This is a genomic window from Pseudomonas caricapapayae (assembly GCF_001400735.1).
In the GTDB taxonomy this organism is placed as follows: domain Bacteria; phylum Pseudomonadota; class Gammaproteobacteria; order Pseudomonadales; family Pseudomonadaceae; genus Aquipseudomonas; species Aquipseudomonas caricapapayae.
On sequence record NZ_LJPW01000044.1, the window covers coordinates 48,539 to 66,752 of the forward strand.

An 18,214-nucleotide genomic window follows, 5' to 3' on the forward strand; every position below is an offset into this window, starting at 1 on the left:
CGTTTACCTAGCGTAAAAATCCACAGGCAGGTGAGGTAGCGCCCGTTCGAATAATGGCTTTTCGCCCCCGGCGGCGACTTGCCAGTCACAAATGGGATAAAATCTCAGAAACCAATGAGAATCATCCCCACGCGCAGTCCAGGAACATCATGATGTGCACTACACCCCAGTCTCGCCCTGCTCCGCGCGTGCTTGTCGTGGACGATCACCGCAAGATCCGTGATCCGCTGGCTGTTTACTTGCGTCGCCATTTATTCGATGTGCGCACCGCTGAAGATGCAGCGGGCATGTGGCAGTTGCTCAGGCAGCAGGCGTTCGATGTGGTGGTGCTGGATGTAATGCTGCCGGACGATGACGGGTTTGAACTGTGCAGCCGCTTGCATCGCCGCGAGAATATCCCGGTGATCCTGCTGACCGCACGCGACACCCCTGCCGACCGGGTTCACGGGCTGGATATCGGGGCCGACGATTACATCACCAAGCCATTCGAACCGCGTGAACTGGTGGCACGCATCAACAGCGTATTGCGCAGGCGTGGGCCGGGCCGCGGCGAAATCGGCGCTGCACCTGCCAACGATCTGCCCACGGTAACGCAGCGCTATGCGTTCGCGGGTCTGAGTTTCACCACCCGAACCGGGACGCTGCTGCGCAGCGACGGCTCGGCGGTCAGGCTCAGCACCGTGGAAAGCCGCCTGCTGAACGTGTTGCTAAGCCACCCCAATACCATTCTCAGTCGCCAGCGACTGATCGACCTGACGGCGCGACCGGGCAATGAAGTCTACGACCGCGCCATCGACCGGCAGATCAGCCGCTTGCGCCGCAAACTCTGTGACAACCCGGTCGAGCCGGAACTGCTGCGTACCGTCTGGGGTGATGGTTACATGTTGGCGGCCACCGTCGACACGCTCGACGCATGAACAGGTTGAGCCGTTTCTGGCCCAGGCGCATGACCCACCAGCTGGCGCTGTTATTGCTGCTGGCTTTGCTGGCCTCCAATGCCATCGCCATGCTCTATCTGCAACGCACCGGCGCGTTGATTCATCCGCTGTCGCGCACGCTGGCCATCGAACGGCTGATCACCGCTTACCACGCTACGCAGGGAATGCCGGCCGAGGACGCTTCGCGCTTGCTGGCCGCGTTGCAGACGTCCGATTCGGAGCTGTGGGTGTCTGCTTATCCCGTCGCCAATACGCTGGACATGCGCGCTGAAGAACACCGGTTGATCGCCGACCTTGGCAAGCGTCTGACGCTGCCCGTCGACACTAGCATCGGCATGCAGCTTGAGCGGATCAGTGGCGGTCCGGCGCGCGAGCATGTGTTCGTTGCCGCCGGGTGGGCGCCGTTGCGTCTGCGCACTAGCATCGACCTGCTCAACGGCGCGTACCTCAATGCGATTCAATACCCGGCAGGCGGCTACGAATGGGGGCGCATGCTTGCTTACACACTGCCGGTAACCACCATTCCGGTATTGCTGATCGTGGTGTTTTTCATGCGCCGCATCGTGCAACCGGTCAGGACACTGGCGAAGGCGACCGAGCGTGTCAGTCGCGGCGAATGGATACCGCCTCTGCCGCTGTCCGGCCCGCAGGAAGCACGTGATCTGACCATGGCCTTCAACATCATGCAGGAACGCATCGCCCGTCATGTCGAAGGCCGCACGCGCATGCTGGCCGCCATCAGCCATGACCTGAACACACCGATCACCGAATTGCGTCTGCAGATGGAGCTGCTCGAAGACAGCCCGGCACGCGATGACATGCTGGAAAGTCTCGATGAGCTGCGTGCGATGGTGCGCGAGACATTGAATTTCGTACGTGGCGATGCCGTGCAGGAAGCCACTGTCGACATATCGTTGACTGCCCTGCTTGATGATCTGGCGAGGCGTTATGCGGCGATGGGACAACCGATCACCCGCGACAGCGCAGTTGAGGTTCGCTACAGCTGCAGGCCTCTGGCGCTGAAACGTGCGCTGACCAACCTGATCGATAACGCACTGAAGCATGCAGGGGACGCTACGATCAGCCTCGGCAAAGAGCCTGACGGGCAGATCCGGCTGGAGATTCTTGATCACGGCCCAGGCATCGAACAGGCCTGGCTGACTCAGGTATTCGAACCCTTCGTGCAACTGAGCCAGACCGGCGCAGACCACACACAAGGTGGCGGGCTCGGTCTGGGTCTGGCCATCGCCCGCGCCTGCGTACAGGCCCACGGCGGCGAACTCACCCTGGAAAACCGTCCGCCAGCAGGGTTGTGTGCGGTGGTGCGATTGCCGGTGGGCTGAGTCTTCGCGATAGGCTGGCTGACGATTATCGTGGCAATGCTCTGCGCTCAGCGCTGTGCCTCAGATTTGTGACGCAGAGCGTCAACCAAGGCGCTCACACGCTGGAGCGCAGGGAACGATAATCTCAACGATGACGAACGATAAGTGCTGCCTCAAAACCGTACGGTCGTGCTCGCCCACAGGGTCCGACCGTAATTGACGGTGCCGTAGGTTTCATCATCCAGGCGCTTGTCCGCCACGTTGTACAGGGCGGCGTTGAGCGAGATGTTTTTGCTCAGTTCATACGAGCCGCCGAAGTCGGCTGTGGTGTAGCCCGGCGCGGCCTCGTCGGTGAGGGTGTTGCCGTATTCCTTGCCGTAGTAATTGGTTGAGGCCCACAGCTGGGTGCGGTCATTGAGGGTCCACTCTGCGCGTACATTGGCTTTCTGCTCCGGGGTCAGTGCCAGCGGTGCCCCTGCGTTGGCACCGCTTTTCTGCTCCGAGTCGGTGTAGGTGTAATTGCCCTTGATCGCAACCGCCGATGTAATGTCCCAACGGCCGTTAAGCTCGACGCCCTTGATGACGGCCTTGTCGACATTGACCCTGTCCATGACGATGAAGCCGTTCCACACCTGGGTGGTGGTGACGGTGGAGAGTTTGTCCTGGAAGTCGTTGTAGAACACCGTTGCGCCTGCCGACAGGTCGTTGCGATTGGACCACAGCGCAGACAACTCGTAGTTGGTGCTGGTTTCCGGCTTGAGGTCCGGGTTGCCGAACATCACGAACCGGTTGCGGCGCAGATACGAATAACCCGGCACTACGGCACGAACTTCAGGTGCCTTGAAGCCGCGCGCGACGCCGCCTTTGATGGTCCAGTCATCGGTGGCACGCCAGACGCCATAAACCCTGGGGCTGAAATGCACGCCATACTGTTCGTGATGGTCCATGCGCAGACCGGTAGTCAGCGCGAAGGTGTCGGTCACAGACCATTCGTTTTCAGCGAACAGCGCCTTTTGCACAACCGAGAACTCATAGTCCTTGCGGTCACCCAGCCCCTGATTCCAGTCGGTCACGGTGGTGTCGTTCCACTGCAGCCCGGTGGTGGTGATGTTGCGTTCGGTGGGCATGACCAGTTTGGCGTCGAGCACCTTGTTTTCGACCTCGGGCTTGCGTCCTAGCACGTCGGTCTGTGTCGCACTGGCCTTGCCTTCACGACTGGATTTTTCGTACGCAAAAGACACGTCCGAGGTCGCCCAGCCCCAGCGCCCCTGGTGTGAAACCGACCAGTGATCACGGTTGTTTTCCTGCTCGCGAGTCGCCCAGTTGGCGCTCACGCCATCGCCGTTCTTGAGTCGCGTGGCACCGGCTTCCAGCAGGATGTCGTGGTCAATGGTCGGCGTGAACGACAGTCGAGCGGTCAAATCGCGGTGGTCGGCCTTGCTGAAACCGTTGGTTTGCTCGACATTGTCATCTGCCTGCCGGTCCAGATAGCGTCCCCAGACCTGTAGCCCGAGCATGTCTTCCTTGATCGGTCCACCGAGAAAGAACTGGGTCTGACGTGCATTACTCTGATCACTGTGCTGGCGTGCCGAATAATCGTAAGTGACCGAACCGCCCCACTCCGGCGTGACCTTGCGCGTGATGATGTTGATCACCCCGCCGATTGCATCCGAACCGTACAACGATGACATTGGTCCACGAACGACTTCGATACGTTCGATGGCTTCGGCGGGTGGAATAAAGCTCTGTTCGTAACCACTGTTGCCGTTGACCCGTGATTCGCGAGCACTCTGACGTTTGCCATCGACCAGGATCAGCGTGTAGTCGGCAGGCATGCCGCGGATGGAAATGTCGGTTTCATTGGCGCCGCCGTTGACGGTCACACCCTCAACGTCGCGCAGCGCATCGGTGAGATCGCGAAACGATTTCTTGCGCAGTTCGTCGCCGGTAATGACCGTCATCGAGGCGGGTGCATCCTCCAGGTTCTGCTCGAAACCGGAAGCCGTCACCACAACGTCGTCGATTGATAGCACGTTGGCGGGCTCGATCACCTGCTCGGCAGCGTAAAGCTGACCTGATGCAATGCAGGTCAGCGCGAGTTTGACCATCACAGCTGCAGGCCGCAAACGAAGAGGAGAATGCATGGAACTTCCTTACGATTCACAAGTAAAAGAGAATCGTATGCATCTGCATTCAGGAAGGTTGGACAAGATGTGACAACATCCTGAGGCGGCATTGCCGCCCCGCAAGCGTCGCGATCAAAGCGCCTTGTGGCGATACCCCTCGATAATCGCCGAGAAGTCCTTGCCGCCATCGCCGCGCAGGCTCATGGCTTGGTACAACTGTTGCGCCACCGCACCAAGAATCACCGGCTGACGCGCAACGCGTGCAGCCTCGGTTGCCAGCCCTAGGTCCTTGAGCATCAGTTCGGCACCAAAGCCACCGCTGTAGCCTCGCGAAGCGGGCGCGGTTTCGACAACGCCGGGCCAGGGGTTGTACGCCTCGGAACTCCAGCAGCGGCCAGTCGAGGTATTGATGATGCTGGCCAGCACTTCGGTATCGATACCCAGCGCATTGCCCAAGGCCATGGACTCGGCCACACCGATCATGGAGATCGCCAGCAGCATGTTGTTGCAGATCTTGGCGATCTGGCCGGTGCCCACATCGCCGCAATGCACGATATTGCGGCCCATCTGCGCCAGCAGCGGTTTGAGCACGGCAAAGTGCTCAACCGAACCGCCGACCATGAAGGTCAACGTCCCGGCCTGCGCACCACCGGTGCCGCCAGACACCGGCGCATCGCCCAACACCACGTCTTGCTGTGCGGCGATAGCCGCGATGTCGCGAATGGTCTGCGGGTCGATAGTGCTGCAATCAACAGCCGGGACGCCGGGTGAGATACCTTTCAGCACGCCGTCTTCATTCAGGTAAACGCTGCGCACATGCGCCGCAGCGGGCAGCATGGTGATGACCAGCTCACTGCCTTTGGCCGCCTGTGCGGGCGAGTCGCCGACCTGTGCACCCAGCTCGGCGAATTCAGCCAGTACGCTCTTGTTCAGGTCGAACACCTGCAAGGCGTGACCGGCTCTGATCAGGTTGCGGGCCATGGGCGCGCCCATATTGCCCAGACCGATAAATGCGATGTTCATTGTTGTTCTCCTGGCCCGGCTGGCCGTGTTCAGCGCAAATTGATCGTAGTGTTCACACCGGTGTTAACGCTGTCGTCATCGAACCAGCGGCTGGTAACAGTCTTGGTCTGAGTATAGAACTGCACCACCTGTTTGCCGTACGGGCCCAGATCGCCCAGTTTGGAACCCCGCGAGCCGGTAAAACTGAAAAACGGCACCGGCACAGGAATCGGAATATTGATCCCGACCTGCCCGACATCAATCTCGCTTTGAAACTTGCGTGCCGCCGCGCCGCTCTGGGTGAACAGCCCGGTGCCGTTGCCGAACGGGTTGGCATTGACCAGTGCGATAGCCTCATCCAGGGTATCGACCTCCAGCACCACGAGCACTGGACCGAAAATCTCCTGAGTGTAGATCTGCATGTCGGTGGTCACGCCCGAGAACAGCGTCGGCCCTACGAAGTTACCTCCCTCGTAACCCGGCACCGAAACCTCTCTACCGTCCAGCTCAAGCGTTGCGCCTTCACGCACACCGCTCTCGATCAGGTCCAGAATGCGCTGCTTTGCTTTTCTGGAAATCACCGGGCCGATATCGGTATCCGGTTCCTGACCGGCATTGACCTTGAGTGCCTGCGCCCGCGCCTTGAGGTCCGGCAGCCACTGTTTCGACGCGCCAACCAGTACCACCACCGAGGTCGCCATGCAGCGCTGGCCCGCCGCACCAAAACCCGCGCCCACCAGCCCATTCAGCGTTTGCTCGCGGTTGGCATCAGGCAGCACGACGGCATGATTCTTCGCCCCCATCATTGCCTGTACACGCTTGCCGTGCCGACCGGCAAGGTCGTAGACATGTGTACCGACTGCGGTCGAGCCGACAAAGGAAACCGCCTTGATGTCCTTGTGAGTGCAGATCGCGTCCACCACTTCCTTGCCGCCATGCACCACATTCAGCACGCCGGCCGGTACGCCCGCCTCAATCGCCAGCTCGACCAGCAACAGGGTCGACAGCGGGTCTTGTTCAGAGGGCTTGAGGACAAAGGTATTTCCGCAGGCAATCGCCATCGGAAACATCCACAGCGGAATCATCGCCGGGAAGTTGAACGGCGTGATCCCAGCGCATACGCCTATGGGCTGGCGCAACGTATAAGTATCAACGCCACCGGCAACGTTCTCGGCAAACTCGCCCATTTGCAGCGTACCGATAGAACAGGCGTGCTCGACCACTTCAAGACCGCGAAAGATATCGCCCTCGGCATCGGCCAGTGTCTTGCCTTGCTCGGCGCTCAACACTGACGCGATACGTCTGGAGTGCTCGCGAATCAGCGCCTGTAATGTGAGCATGATGCGCATCCGCACACCGATTGGCGTTTCCCGCCAGGTTCGATAAGCCGTGACAGCCGCAGCAACGGCAGCGTCGACTTCAGCGGGCGTGGCGAATGGCACCCGAGCGAGGATCTGCTGAGTCGCCGGGTTGACGATGTCTTGCCATTCGTTGCTTTGCGAGTCAATCCACTCACCGTTGATCAGCAGTTTCGCGCGGGCAATCGAGGTCGTGGTGTCGTTCAGTGAGGCATTCATTTCAACGGTTCTCCCTTCGACAGATCGTGCATCCAGCGCGTATGCCGATGGATAGCCGCGGTCTGCCGGCAGTCTTGTTTTTGAGTTGGTCAGGGGGCGTGCTTTGGAGTATAGATGTGCAAACTTCTAACAAGAATGCAGATAAAAGCAGGGTCAACATGCAAAAAAACATCACCTCCCTTGGGCTGTTGAACTGGGATGACCTGAAGTTTTTCCTTGAAGTGGCACGCACCCGAAAAGTCAGCAGCGCTGCGCGGCGTCTGGCCGTCGACTACACCACCGTGTCGCGACGCATCAATTCGCTGGAAACCTCGCTCGGCACACTGCTGTTCGAAAAATCGCGCAACAACGGTTTCGTCATGACCGCCGAAGGCCAGCGCCTGCTGGGCTACGCCGAGTCCATCGAAAGCACACTGCACATGGCCTGCGAACAGGTTTCCGGGTCCAGCGTGGCGTTATCCGGGCATATCCGCATAGGCTGCACCGAAGGCTTCGGCAGCTTTTTCATTACCCCGCAACTGAGCCACTTTCTCGACCGTTACCCGAGCATCTCGCTGGATATTCTGCCGCTGCCGCACTTCATCAGCCTGTCGAAACGCGAGGCCGATCTCGTCATCGCTCTGGAACGCCCGGAACATGGCCCCTACGTATGCTGCAAACTCTGCGATTACAGCCTGCGTGTGTATGCCACCCAGGCATACCTGGACAGCCACCCGCCCATCGAGCACAAAGCGGACCTGAGCGAACACGTCTTCGTCAGCTACGTCGACGACCTGGCGTTCAGCTCCGAGCTGCTGTACCTGATCAACCTGCTGCCCAACGCCCAGGCACAACTGCGCAGCACCAGCGTCATAGCCCAATACACCGCGGCCCTGCAGGGCCGCGCACTGGCGATCCTGCCGTGCTTCCTCGCAGCCCAGGACCCGAGGTTGCTGTCGGTGCTACCGGATGAAGTGAACATCACCCGGCAATTCTGGATGTACTGCCGGGAGGACCTGCGCAAGTTGAAACGGATCACGTTGCTGTGGGATTACATTCGGGAGGTGACGGAGTTGAACAAGGGGTTTTTGTTGGGGGAAAACCGCGCTATTCGCTTCCTGTAATCACAGTTTTTTCAAGGAATCAGGTGGCCGCATAGTAGTGGGGCAGACCGGAGTTGGCCGACAGTTTGTGACACTGATGCTAGTTCGCTCCCATTGAGGTCACCCCGACCTTTCGATCAGATTCTCAAGGTCCTGCGCAAAATTGAGATTTCCCCTACATATCGACTTTCACGCTTCCGGTAGCCTGCCACGCGTCAACTAAACGCTGGTTGGCGTCTACGTATCAGAAACGCAGGGACGGCATGCAATGATTTCTTCAGCTCGATTGGGCGACAAGCACGCCTGCCCATTGCCGGGTCTCGCTACAACACCTATCGCGTCTGCATCCGGTGACGTCAACATCCACGTCATGGGCGCAGCACGTGTGGGTGATACCTGCGGGTGTGGTGCGGTGATCACTACAGGCTTTCTTCCTGCCATTCTGGTGAATGGCCGTCCTATGGCCCACTTGGGGAGCCCCACCAGTCACGGCGGGACGATCATCACGGGCTCAAGTGACGTTGGTGGAGGCTTCGTCATGGGCGACGCTGCTGGCGGAGTTAGTGGCTGAACCGAAGCTCACGGAGAAAGCTTTGGCAGCGGACGCTTTGGTAGACCCCAAGGCTGCAGGGAAGGCCTCAGATGCGGGGCCTGAGTCAAAAGCGGAACCTGTCGTTTGCAGAGACCCTGACAGGATGGAGGAGCTGGCGACTTATATTGCTGGCGAGATAAGCCGGAAAGCCTGGACATGATCAAAGCCCCAACATCAACCCACTCAGGCGTTTGACCTTGCGGCGCAGGGCTTCTTCGAAGATTCCTTGGCGCGGTTCGATCAGGCTGAACCAGTGTTTGGCGCGGGTGATGCCGGTGTAGATGAGCTCTTTGGTCAAGACCGGGTTGAGCGCTTCGGGCAGGATCAGGGCGGTGTGGGCGAATTCCGAGCCCTGGGATTTGTGCACAGTCATGGCGTACACGGTTTCTACCTCATTTAGGCGGCTAGGCAGGACGAAGCGCACGCCATCGCTGCCGTCGTTGCGGGGGAAGGCGACGCGCAATACGTGTTTGCCTTCGCCGTCGCGCTCGGGCAGGCGCAAGGTGATGCCGATGTCGCCGTTCATCAGGCCCAGGCCATAGTCGTTGTGGGTCATCAGCACCGGGCGACCTTCGTACCATTGCTGTTCGCTTTCAATCAGCTTCGCGCTGAACAGCGCGTGAGTGATGCGCTGGTTCAAGCCTTCCACGCCCCAAGGACCTTTGCGCACGGCGCACAGCAGTTGAAAGGCGTCGAAGGCGCTGAGTACCGAGCGCGCCCATCGGGTCCAGCACTCGTCATCAAGTGCCGAATCATCGGCGGGCCGCCCGGCGGCCAGTATATTCAGGTAGTGCCGGTAACCCTGCGGGCCTTGCTCGCCTCGGCCAAGACCGTCAAGCACGAGGCGTTCGAATTTGAGGTCCTGCTCGCCCTTCAGCGCCAGGGCGAACAGATCGTCGTGACTCCCCGCCGCAAGCAGTGCGCGGGCCTGTTGCTCTTGCTGCTGGTTGACCAGCCGGGCCAGCCGGCCGATGCCGCTCCCTTCTCCGAAGCGGCGCGAGTGACGCAGCATGACCACTTGCTGCGCCAACGGATGATGCTGCGCGTCGCCTTGGCGCAACATGCCTTTGCTGAGGTCTTCGCCGCTGACCGCTTCAAGCCATGCCTGGGTTTCAGGGCTGTAGAAACCCTCTTCGGCGTCGCGACACAAATCGCCCAGCACGGCACCTGCTTCGACAGAGGCCAACTGGTCCTTGTCGCCCAGCAGAACCATGCGTGCATGCGGCGGCAATGCGTCGAGCAGGTTGGCCATCATTTCCAGGTCGATCATGGACGCTTCATCGACCACCAATACATCCAGCGGCAGTAAATTGCCTGCATGGTGGCGGAAATGCCGGGTACCGGGGCGACTGCCCAGCAGGCGGTGGACGGTGGTCACTTCGCTGGGGATTTTCTGCCGTACGTCGTTGCTGACCTCCAGGCTCTGCACCTGTTGGCTGATGGACTCGGTCAGGCGTGCGGCTGCCTTGCCGGTGGGCGCCGCCAGGCGGATGCGCAGCGGCTGGCCACTCTGCACCGCCGGGGCCTGCAACAACGCCAGCAGGCGCACCACGGTCGTGGTCTTGCCGGTGCCGGGGCCGCCGGTGATGATGCTGAAACCCTTGCGGGTCGCCAGTGCACAGGCAAGTTTCTGCCAGTCGATGACGGCTTGCGGCGCGGCGTCGGCCAAGCCGAACAATGCGTCGAGTCGCTGAGGCAGATCCTCCGGAGTTGCTTCGCTGCTGGCCAGTCGCTGACGCAAGGACGCGGCAATACGCCGCTCGTAAGTCCAGTAGCGGCGCAGGTACAGACGCCGCTCGGCCAGCACCAACGGTTTTTGCTGCGCCTCGGCACTCGAGTCTCCGACCTCGGCGACCAGCACGCTGCGTGCCAGCGCCTGGCACCACACTGCACCATCCAGCGCGGCCAGCAGTTGCGAGGGCAGCAACATCGGAGCGCTCTGCTGATCGCCTTCGGGCGGGAGTGACAGCGCAAAATCCGGCTCTTTCAGGGTCTCGTACAGATCAAGACAGACATGGCCGTGACCAAGCTGATGACTGGTCAACGCCGCAGCCACCAGCACCAAGGGATCGGCCTGTGGGTCGAGATCACTAAGAAACGCAACGAATGCCTTGTCCAGCGCACGCAACCAGCCGCGTTCGACCCAACGCTCCAGCAGAATCAACAGGTCGCCGACACGCGTCAGCGGGCTTGAATCGGCGAGGCTGATGTCGTCCAGCGCAGTAGGCAACAGATCATCGAACGAGCGGCTCATGCCAATGCTCCCGGCAAGTCATGCGCGAACAGTTTGCCCTGGAACAGCAGATCCAGGCTCTCGATCAGTTCGCGTGGCGGACGGGTGAAGTACGCGCCTTGAGACGCCGAGCGACTGCCGCGCAGGAACAGGTAAAGCGCGCCGCCCATGTGCTGATCGTAATCATAGTCGGCCATCCGCGCCTTGAGCTGACGATGCAACGCCAGCAGGTACAGGACGTATTGCAGGTCGTAGCGGTTGTCGAGAATGGCGGCTTCCATCGCCTGCCCGGTATACGCAGTGTCATCAGTACCCAGCCAGTTGGACTTGTAATCGGCCACGTAATAACGGCCCTCATGCTCAAACGTAAGGTCGATGAAGCCTTTGAACATGCCGTTGAGCGAGACCGTCTCGGTCGCAGCACGCGGCGCGTTGTCGTGGGTGAAACGGCGCACGAGGGCATCCATGCGTGCCACGTTGACGTTGTTGCTGGCGAACCAGAACTCCATCTCCACACGGTACTGATTGGGCTGATCCAGTTCGCCCAGCGCAACCGGCGTAGCATCCGCTGACAGACGCAGCGGCATGTTCAGCATGTGTTGCAGCCACTCGCTCAGGGTTTCGATCCAGCCCGACCAGCCACGACGGTTACAGCGACGTGCAACGGCGTCTCTTATCAGTTCAGGGTTGTGTGCGGTTAGCGCAAAACCGTCGTTGCCCGCCCACTCCAGCAGCCCGTGCAGAAAGGTACCCGGGTTTGGTCCCCGAGGAAAACGGTGGATATCGCCGCCGCTGGTCAGGATGTCACGCGGGGCTTCAGGGTCCAGACGCTCATCGTCGAACAGTTTCTGTGCCTGCGGGCTGTCAGGCGATTCATCGGCACCTGTCGTTAGCGTGTCGCCGATACGCAGGGCACTGTAGGACGCGATCCACCAGTTCTCGGCAGCGCGGCGTTTGGGCACCAGCAGCTTGACCAGCGCGGCGTCGTTGCGTGGCGCGCTGAAGCGTTCGTCAGTGGGCTCGGGAACAGGCTGCAAGGCAATCGCGCCACAATTGTGGGCCAGCTCACGCAGCCAGACTTTCAGCTCTGCAGACTCGTTCAGCGCTAGGCCGCCGCCCAGTAAGTAACCCAGCGCCGAACGGTGCAGCATCGAGCTGTTGGCATTGCCGCGCTTGAGGTCGGCGACGCCCAGCCAGCAGGCATGTTCCGAACGGGTCAGGGCGACATAGAGCAAACGCAGGTCTTCGGCCAGACGTTCGTCATCGGCTTGCTGGATCAGCGCTTCGGTGGGCTGCAGGCTGATCTGGGACTTGCCGTCGGCGTCATGAAACTGCAGTGGCAGGCGACTGCCATCCACGGGCTTCGAGGAGCAAATGAACGGCAGGAAAACCAGCGGATATTGAAGGCCCTTGGACTTGTGGATGGTCACCACTTTGACCAATTGCTCATCGCTTTCCAGACGCAGGATCTGTTCTTCGCCAGCCTGCCCCGAGAGTGCCAGGTGGTCACCCAGATGACGAATCAGCGCCTGTTCGCCGTCCAGTTCGGCGGCGGCCTGTTGCAGCAGCTCAGACAGGTGCAGCAGGTTGGTCAGGACTCGCTCGCCGTCGGTGCGCGTCATCAATGTCTGTGGCAGGGCAAAGTCGTGCAGCAAGCGGCGCAGCATCGGCAGCACACCCTGGCTGCGCCATATGGCACGGTAGCCACGAAACTGCATGACGCGCTGCTCCCACGCCAGTTCGTCCTGATTCAGACGCTCCAGCTCGGCCAACGGCAGGTCCAGAGTGATACAGGCCAGTGCGGCACGCAGCGTGCGCTCTGAATCCGGCTCGGCACAGGCTTTTAGCCAGGCCAACAGGTCATGGGCTTCCTGAGCGGCGAACACCGAATCCTTGTCCGACAGGTAAACGCTGCGCACTCCACGCGCGGTCAGTTGCTGGCGCACCGCCTGCGCTTCCTTGCCGTCGCGTACCAGAATCGCAATGTCAGCCGGACGCAGCCCGCGCAGTGGTTTGTCGGGCGTGACGAAACCGGCGCGGCCCCGTTGACCGGCGTTGAGCAGGCGCACAATCTCGCTGGCGCAACTGGCCGCCAATTGTTGCCGATAAATGACGCCTGACACCGGCTGGTCGCTCTCCAGATGCCAGACCGTCAGCGCAGTCAGTGGCGCGCCATCGACTTCCAGTGTCTCTTTGCGCCCCTGAGCCAGCGCATCGGAAAACGGCACCTGATTGCCTTGGTCATCACGAAACAGGAACGCTCCGCGCCCTTGCTCACGCTGCTCTGCCTGCGTAAACACATGGTTGACCGACTCGACCATCGCATGACTGGAACGATAGTTGGTGTCCAGCGTGTGCCAACGACCGTGGGTGGCCTGCCGGGCGCGCAGGTAGGTGTAGATATCGGCACCGCGAAATGCATAGATTGCCTGCTTCGGGTCGCCGATCAGGAACAGCCCGGTCTGCTCGTCATTGCCTTCAAGGCGATAGATGCTGTCGAAGATCCGGTACTGCACAGGATCGGTGTCCTGAAATTCGTCAATCAACGCCACCGGAAACTGCTCGCGAATCAGCGTGGCCAGACGCTCGCCGCCAGCGCCGTGCAGGGCCGCGTCAAGCCTGAGCAGCATGTCATCAAAGCTCATCTCGGCGCGACGACGCTTCTCTTCTTCAAAACGGGCGCTGACCCACTGCGCCGCATGTTGCAACACGGCAGCGTCCGGTTCAGGCAAGCCGTCGAGCGCAGTTTTCAGCTGTGCCATGGCCTCGAAAGCCGGGTGCACAGGCGGGTCGCCTTTCCAGGCTTCGGCAACGCCTTCCGGGGTCAGGCGAGTGAAGCCGGTGCCCAAGTCCAGTGCTTCCTGAGTGTCGTCAGCGGCCCAGGCGGCAAGCTTTTCAAACCAGGGTTTGAAGTAGCGCTCCTGCATTTTCCGACCATCGACCGCTTTACGGGCTACAGCGTCCAGGCAGATGGCATACAGCTCGTCAGCCCAGACGACCCAAGGTGCTTTCAGGGCTGCAAGCGCAGCTCGGCGCTCCTGCAGTGACGCCTCGATCAGTTCCGCCGGCTCTTGGCCAAGTGGGCTGCGATCGCGCCCGAACAACCCTCGCACACGCGGTAACAAAGCTGCCGGACCGCTGAGATTTTCCCGCACCCAGGTCAACGCATCGCCGCTCATGGGATAGCAGAAGCGTCGCCAGTAATCGCGCAGGACTTCACCGAGCAAGTCGCTGTGATCGGTTTCCAGCGTCTGAGTGAACAGGCTGCCGCTGTCGAATGCGTGCTCGCGCAACATGCGCTGGCACCAACTGTGGATGGTCGAAACCGCGGCCTCGTCCATCCACTGTGCGGCGATGTCCAGACGGCTGGCACAGGCCGGCCATAGCGACGCTTCGAACTGTTCGCGCAGCTCGGCGATCAGACTATCGGGTGCAGCGATCTCGTCACGAAAGAACCGCGCAGCCTCCGCCAGCCGGGTACGAATCCTGTCACGCAATTCCTTGGTGGCGGCGTCGGTAAAGGTCACCACGAGGATCTGCGGCGGCAGAAGTTCGCGACCGAAGCCCGACCGCTCGGTGCCGTGGCCGAGCACCAGACGCAGGTACAAAGCGGAGATGGTGAAGGTCTTTCCGGTCCCGGCGCTGGCCTCGATCAACTGGCTGCCGCGCAGCGGAAAGCGTAGCGCGAGAGGAAGGGATTGTTCGTTCATGCACTGCCCTCCCCGCCCGACAGCGATTGCCAGGGAGCGTCGTAAATCGGCTTGTAGAGGGTCTCGCACCAGCCTGCAAATTCTTCACTGTCCAGCAGTGCGTCGAAGTCCGGAAACTGTCGGGCCAGTGCCGTGCTTTCGCGACGCTCGCCATCGGTGGTCTGCCCGTCACCTTCATAAGCCTTGCGGGCCGCCGCCTCGGCTTTGTCGGCGGGCTGGCCCAGCCAGGCAAACGCGGTTTTGACGGCGACGGGCAGCGGCTCCTGCATGCCGCGCAGCCAGGCCATCAGCACGTGATTCAGTGTGGTAATGGCTGCATCCTTGTCCAATGGATCAAGCATCAGGGTTTCATCACTGGCGACCAGCGCCGTGTGCAACGGCAGTTCACAGGCACAGGCCACCAGATGATTCACCCAGGGCCGAATCAGTCGATGCCACTTACGGGTCTTTTTCGAACCAATGCTGTTTGGAATCGCCGTGACCAGCAGTAGCTCACCATCGGCGTTGCGGTGCAGCCCGCCCAGCCAGCCGTCAATGCTCACACCGGCATGACTAAAGCTGATCGGCAATGCGCTGCTCAGTGTGTCGGGCCACAGCGTCAGCAGATCGTGGTAGCGCTTGAGTACGTCCGGCAACGGTTCGATCAGCTCGTTCTGCATCAGAGTGCCGAATCCCGCAAGCGGCAGCAGCCCGCTGGCTTGGAGCTTCAATGCCTGAGTTTGCAGGGCAGTCTCAATATCGTCAGGGCACACCATGGCCGCGCTGAGCAGGCTTTCACTGAGACCGTAACGCTCAAGCGCATCAAGCACGAAGGGTTCTTCATCGGCAAGCGGCGCTTCGGCAACTTCGAAATAGATCTTCAGGCGCTGACTGAAAAAATGCTTTACCGGGTTCCTCAGGAAATCCTGCAATTGTGCAATGGACAAGGGCTCTTCCTGTTGATGAGGAAGAAGCGCTTGAGGCACGGGCATCTGAAGATCCGTTTCATGCAGCAGGCGCCACTCGCGGGCGAAGCTGAAATAACCTGTGCCTGCGTGGAAGTAATTGGCGCTGAAGGGCTGTAACGGGTGGTCCACGGTCAAAGCTTGCAACAAGCGCTCGCCACTATCCTGGCTGTCGTCCGGACCGGTCTCGCTCGCAAGCCGCCAGCCACTGGCCAGGTGATCGCGCAGTTGGCCAATGAGCACCGACGCAGGGCGTTCGCTGTTGTCGCGAATGCTGTGGCCAACCCAACTGATATAGAGCTGATCTCTGGCCGAGAGCAGTGCTTCAAGCAACAGGTAGCGATCATCCTCACGCCGGGAACGGTCTCCGGGGCGATAGTCACTGCCCATCAGGTCGAAATCCAGCGGCGGCTGCGCGCGCGGGTAATCGCCGTCGTTCATGCCCAGCAGGCAGACCACTTTAAAGGGGATGGCACGCATGGGCATCAGCGTGCAGAAGTTGACCGAGCCCGCCAGAAAGCGCTGGGACAGTCGGCCTTGATCAAGCCCGGCCAGCCAGGCCTCACGCACGACGGTCAGTGGCAGCTCATCGATCAACGTGACCGTTGCACAGGTATCCAGCCAGTTCTCGCGCAGCGTTTCGAGCTGTGCAAGCAGGTAGTCATCATGCTCGCTGTCCGCAAGAAAGAACAATTGCAACAGCGATTGCAGGCGTGCTCCCCAGACTTCCGGCGTTGCAGGTGTCGATAACTCCGTATGGGCGACCTGAAGCGCATCAATCAACGCTACCAGCGGGCCTATCAGCACGGCATCGAGCCCGCCAATCTCGTCGTAAGGCTCGATGCCGTCGTAAGCTGCGCCTGCCCCCACGGCATACCCCAGCAACATTCGACGCAGTCCGAAATGCCAGCTGTTCTGCTCCAGAGCATCAGGCAGCCCCAGGCCAGCACGCTGTTGCGCATTGAGCCCCCAGCGGATGCCCGCCCCTTCTATCCAGCGGTGCAGCGTAGGCAAATCGCGCTCTTGAATCCTGAAGCGCGCTCGCAAGGCAGGGACGTCCAGCAGGTCAAGAATTTCGCTGACCGGAAAGCGGCTGTCCGGGAGTTTGAGCAGGTGTTCGACGGCAATCAGCAGCGGTTCGCGGCCACGTTGGCCCTGATCAGCCAGGGTGAAAGGAATGAACCGGCGATCCTCGCGCTCGATCTGTCCGAAAACCGCCCGTATATGCGGGGCGTAGCTGTCGATATCCGGGACCATGACGATCACGTCACGCGGGCGCAGGTCAGGGTCTTTGCTGAATCTCGCCAATAGCTGGTCATGAAGCACTTCCACTTCGCGTTGCGCACTGTGCGCGACATGGAAGCGGACAGATCGGTCTTCAAGCGGATCGACCGCAGGCCAGAGCTCACGGGTTTCATCCAGCGGGCGCAGCTCAAGAATATCGTCCTGCAATTGGTTCAGCAGATTGGTGGGCTCGGCTTCGCTGAACAGATCAATTCGCTCGTCCTTGAATGAGGAGCGGTAGCTGCGCGGATCATCATGGCTGTCCAGCAGATTGATGTAATCGCGGCCCTGCTTGCCCCAGGCAGCGAGTAGCGGGTGAGCATGCTGATGAAGCGCTTGAGGGTCGAGGACAATCGGCATTCCGGTCTTGCGCGCCTGGCGTTTGTACTGGTGACGCAGCAGGTCTTTGTCGGCGACGATGTCAGCCCAGTGGTGGCGGCACGGGTTGTGAACACAGAGCAATACCTGACTGAATTTCGCCAGGCCCGCCAATGCCTCGAGTGCTTGTGCTGGCAGCGACGAAATACCGAAGACGATGACGCGCGCCGGCAAGCCGGCGGGCGCTTCAGTCATGTTGGCGATACGCTCGATGAAGCGCTGATGCACACCGGCCCGGCTCTGCGACATGCCTTTGGCCCCGACATCCTCCAACAGCGCACGCCACAGTTCTGCTTGCCAGCAATTGGCAGTTGACAGCGGCCTGGACTGGCCACGTCCGTCGCGCAGTTGATGGCGACCGGCAGCCCAGTCTTCCAGCCAGTCAGCACGGTAAACCTGGTACTGATCGAACAGGTCGGACAGACGTTCGGACAATTGATAGCGTTTGCGCAGATCAGTGTCGTCAGTCAGGAAGCGCTGCAACGGCTCGAAGTGCGGCTGATTGATCAGCGAAGGCAGCAGGCGCATCAGACGCCAGGTCAGTGGAGTCTTGTCGAGTAAGGAGGTCTGAGGAATCTCATCTGCACCCAGCACCATGCGATACAGCGTCCACATGAAGCTGCCGGGCAACTGGACATCTATGGCAGCAGCGATACCACAGCCGCCGCTATCTTCATCTTGAGCATCTTCGGCCAATGCCAGTTTCAACCATTGCGCAATCCCATTGCTCTGAACAAGCGCAATCTCGTTTTCCAGGGGAGACAATGGATAACGTCGCATCCACGACACAACCAGGCTACGCAGTTCATCCGGGCGGTTGCCTTGAACCACCATGAAACCTGCGCTCAGAGAGGTTGTAACGGACATGCTTGCTTCCTTGACGGGTGCGTGGAACCTGATGCCGAACCATAAGGGCAAGCGCGCTGGATTGCCATAAGCATGTTGGTTTGAATGACTGCCGGAGATGTACGGCGTTAGCCGTTCAGGAGAATACAGGCATGTATTGAAACCCCAGAAAGACAAAAC

General features: G+C 60.5%; 9 protein-coding genes and 1 pseudogene. 4 read left to right on the top strand and 6 right to left on the bottom strand.

Annotated elements, in window-relative coordinates; all coding sequences use genetic code 11:
- The first annotated feature begins 152 nt into the window (after positions 1-152).
- Entirely contained in the window at positions 153-917 is a 765-nt protein-coding gene (locus tag ALO80_RS06620; protein WP_055008365.1) for a response regulator, read from the top strand.
- Positions 918-946: 29 nt separating this feature from the next.
- A complete protein-coding gene (locus ALO80_RS06625) occupies positions 947-2,281 on the top strand; it encodes an ATP-binding protein (RefSeq protein ID WP_054987701.1) in 1,335 nt (444 codons plus the stop codon).
- 152 nt (positions 2,282-2,433) lie between these two features.
- Here ALO80_RS06625 and ALO80_RS06630 read toward each other — a convergent pair whose 3' ends face one another.
- The 3 genes from ALO80_RS06630 to ALO80_RS06640 form a co-directional block, all read right to left on the bottom strand.
- Positions 2,434-4,404, bottom strand: coding sequence for a TonB-dependent receptor domain-containing protein (locus ALO80_RS06630; protein ID WP_055008366.1), 1,971 nt, complete (start codon positions 4,402-4,404; stop codon positions 2,434-2,436).
- A gap of 114 nt (positions 4,405-4,518) precedes the next feature.
- Positions 4,519-5,409 carry a 3-hydroxyisobutyrate dehydrogenase gene (mmsB, locus tag ALO80_RS06635; RefSeq protein ID WP_055008367.1) on the bottom strand — a complete coding sequence of 297 codons (891 nt, stop codon included), beginning with the start codon at positions 5,407-5,409 and terminating at the stop codon, positions 4,519-4,521.
- Between the two features lie 29 nt (positions 5,410-5,438).
- A complete protein-coding gene (locus tag ALO80_RS06640; RefSeq protein WP_055008368.1) occupies positions 5,439-6,965 on the bottom strand; it encodes a CoA-acylating methylmalonate-semialdehyde dehydrogenase in 1,527 nt (508 codons plus the stop codon).
- Positions 6,966-7,123: 158 nt separating this feature from the next.
- Between ALO80_RS06640 and ALO80_RS06645 the strand changes: the two genes are divergently transcribed.
- The gene (locus ALO80_RS06645) at positions 7,124-8,068 is read left to right on the top strand and encodes a LysR family transcriptional regulator (protein ID WP_055008369.1); all 945 of its coding nucleotides are present in this window, start codon (positions 7,124-7,126) and stop codon (positions 8,066-8,068) included.
- Between the two features lie 247 nt (positions 8,069-8,315).
- A pseudogene (locus ALO80_RS06650) lies at positions 8,316-8,781 on the top strand (PAAR domain-containing protein); the annotation flags it as partial.
- Positions 8,782-8,799: 18 nt separating this feature from the next.
- Here the strand turns inward: ALO80_RS06650 and recD are convergent.
- From recD to recC, 3 genes are read right to left on the bottom strand one after another with little or no spacing between them, the layout of a single operon-like run.
- Positions 8,800-10,893, bottom strand: coding sequence for an exodeoxyribonuclease V subunit alpha (gene recD, locus ALO80_RS06655; protein WP_055008370.1), 2,094 nt, complete (start codon positions 10,891-10,893; stop codon positions 8,800-8,802).
- Positions 10,890-14,582, bottom strand: coding sequence for an exodeoxyribonuclease V subunit beta (gene recB / locus ALO80_RS06660; RefSeq protein ID WP_055008371.1), 3,693 nt, complete (start codon positions 14,580-14,582; stop codon positions 10,890-10,892). Before recB ends, recD begins: the two co-directional genes overlap by 4 nt.
- Complete coding sequence (gene recC, locus ALO80_RS06665; protein ID WP_055008372.1) at positions 14,579-18,055, bottom strand: exodeoxyribonuclease V subunit gamma; 3,477 nt, start codon at positions 18,053-18,055, stop codon at positions 14,579-14,581. Before recC ends, recB begins: the two co-directional genes overlap by 4 nt.
- Positions 18,056-18,214 lie beyond the last annotated feature (159 nt).

What these genes read in the sequence shown, in the direction of transcription:
- ALO80_RS06620 (WP_055008365.1), top strand. Translation starts at nt 153, where the DNA reads ATGTGCACTACACCCCAGTCTCGCCCTGCTCCGCGCGTGCTTGTCGTG.
- ALO80_RS06625 (WP_054987701.1), top strand. Translation starts at nt 947, where the DNA reads ATGACCCACCAGCTGGCGCTGTTATTGCTGCTGGCTTTGCTGGCCTCC.
- ALO80_RS06630 (WP_055008366.1), bottom strand. Translation starts at nt 4,404, where the DNA reads ATGCATTCTCCTCTTCGTTTGCGGCCTGCAGCTGTGATGGTCAAACTC.
- mmsB (WP_055008367.1), bottom strand. Translation starts at nt 5,409, where the DNA reads ATGAACATCGCATTTATCGGTCTGGGCAATATGGGCGCGCCCATGGCC.
- ALO80_RS06640 (WP_055008368.1), bottom strand. Translation starts at nt 6,965, where the DNA reads ATGAATGCCTCACTGAACGACACCACGACCTCGATTGCCCGCGCGAAA.
- ALO80_RS06645 (WP_055008369.1), top strand. Translation starts at nt 7,124, where the DNA reads ATGCAAAAAAACATCACCTCCCTTGGGCTGTTGAACTGGGATGACCTG.
- recD (WP_055008370.1), bottom strand. Translation starts at nt 10,893, where the DNA reads ATGAGCCGCTCGTTCGATGATCTGTTGCCTACTGCGCTGGACGACATC.
- recB (WP_055008371.1), bottom strand. Translation starts at nt 14,582, where the DNA reads ATGAACGAACAATCCCTTCCTCTCGCGCTACGCTTTCCGCTGCGCGGC.
- recC (WP_055008372.1), bottom strand. Translation starts at nt 18,055, where the DNA reads ATGTCCGTTACAACCTCTCTGAGCGCAGGTTTCATGGTGGTTCAAGGC.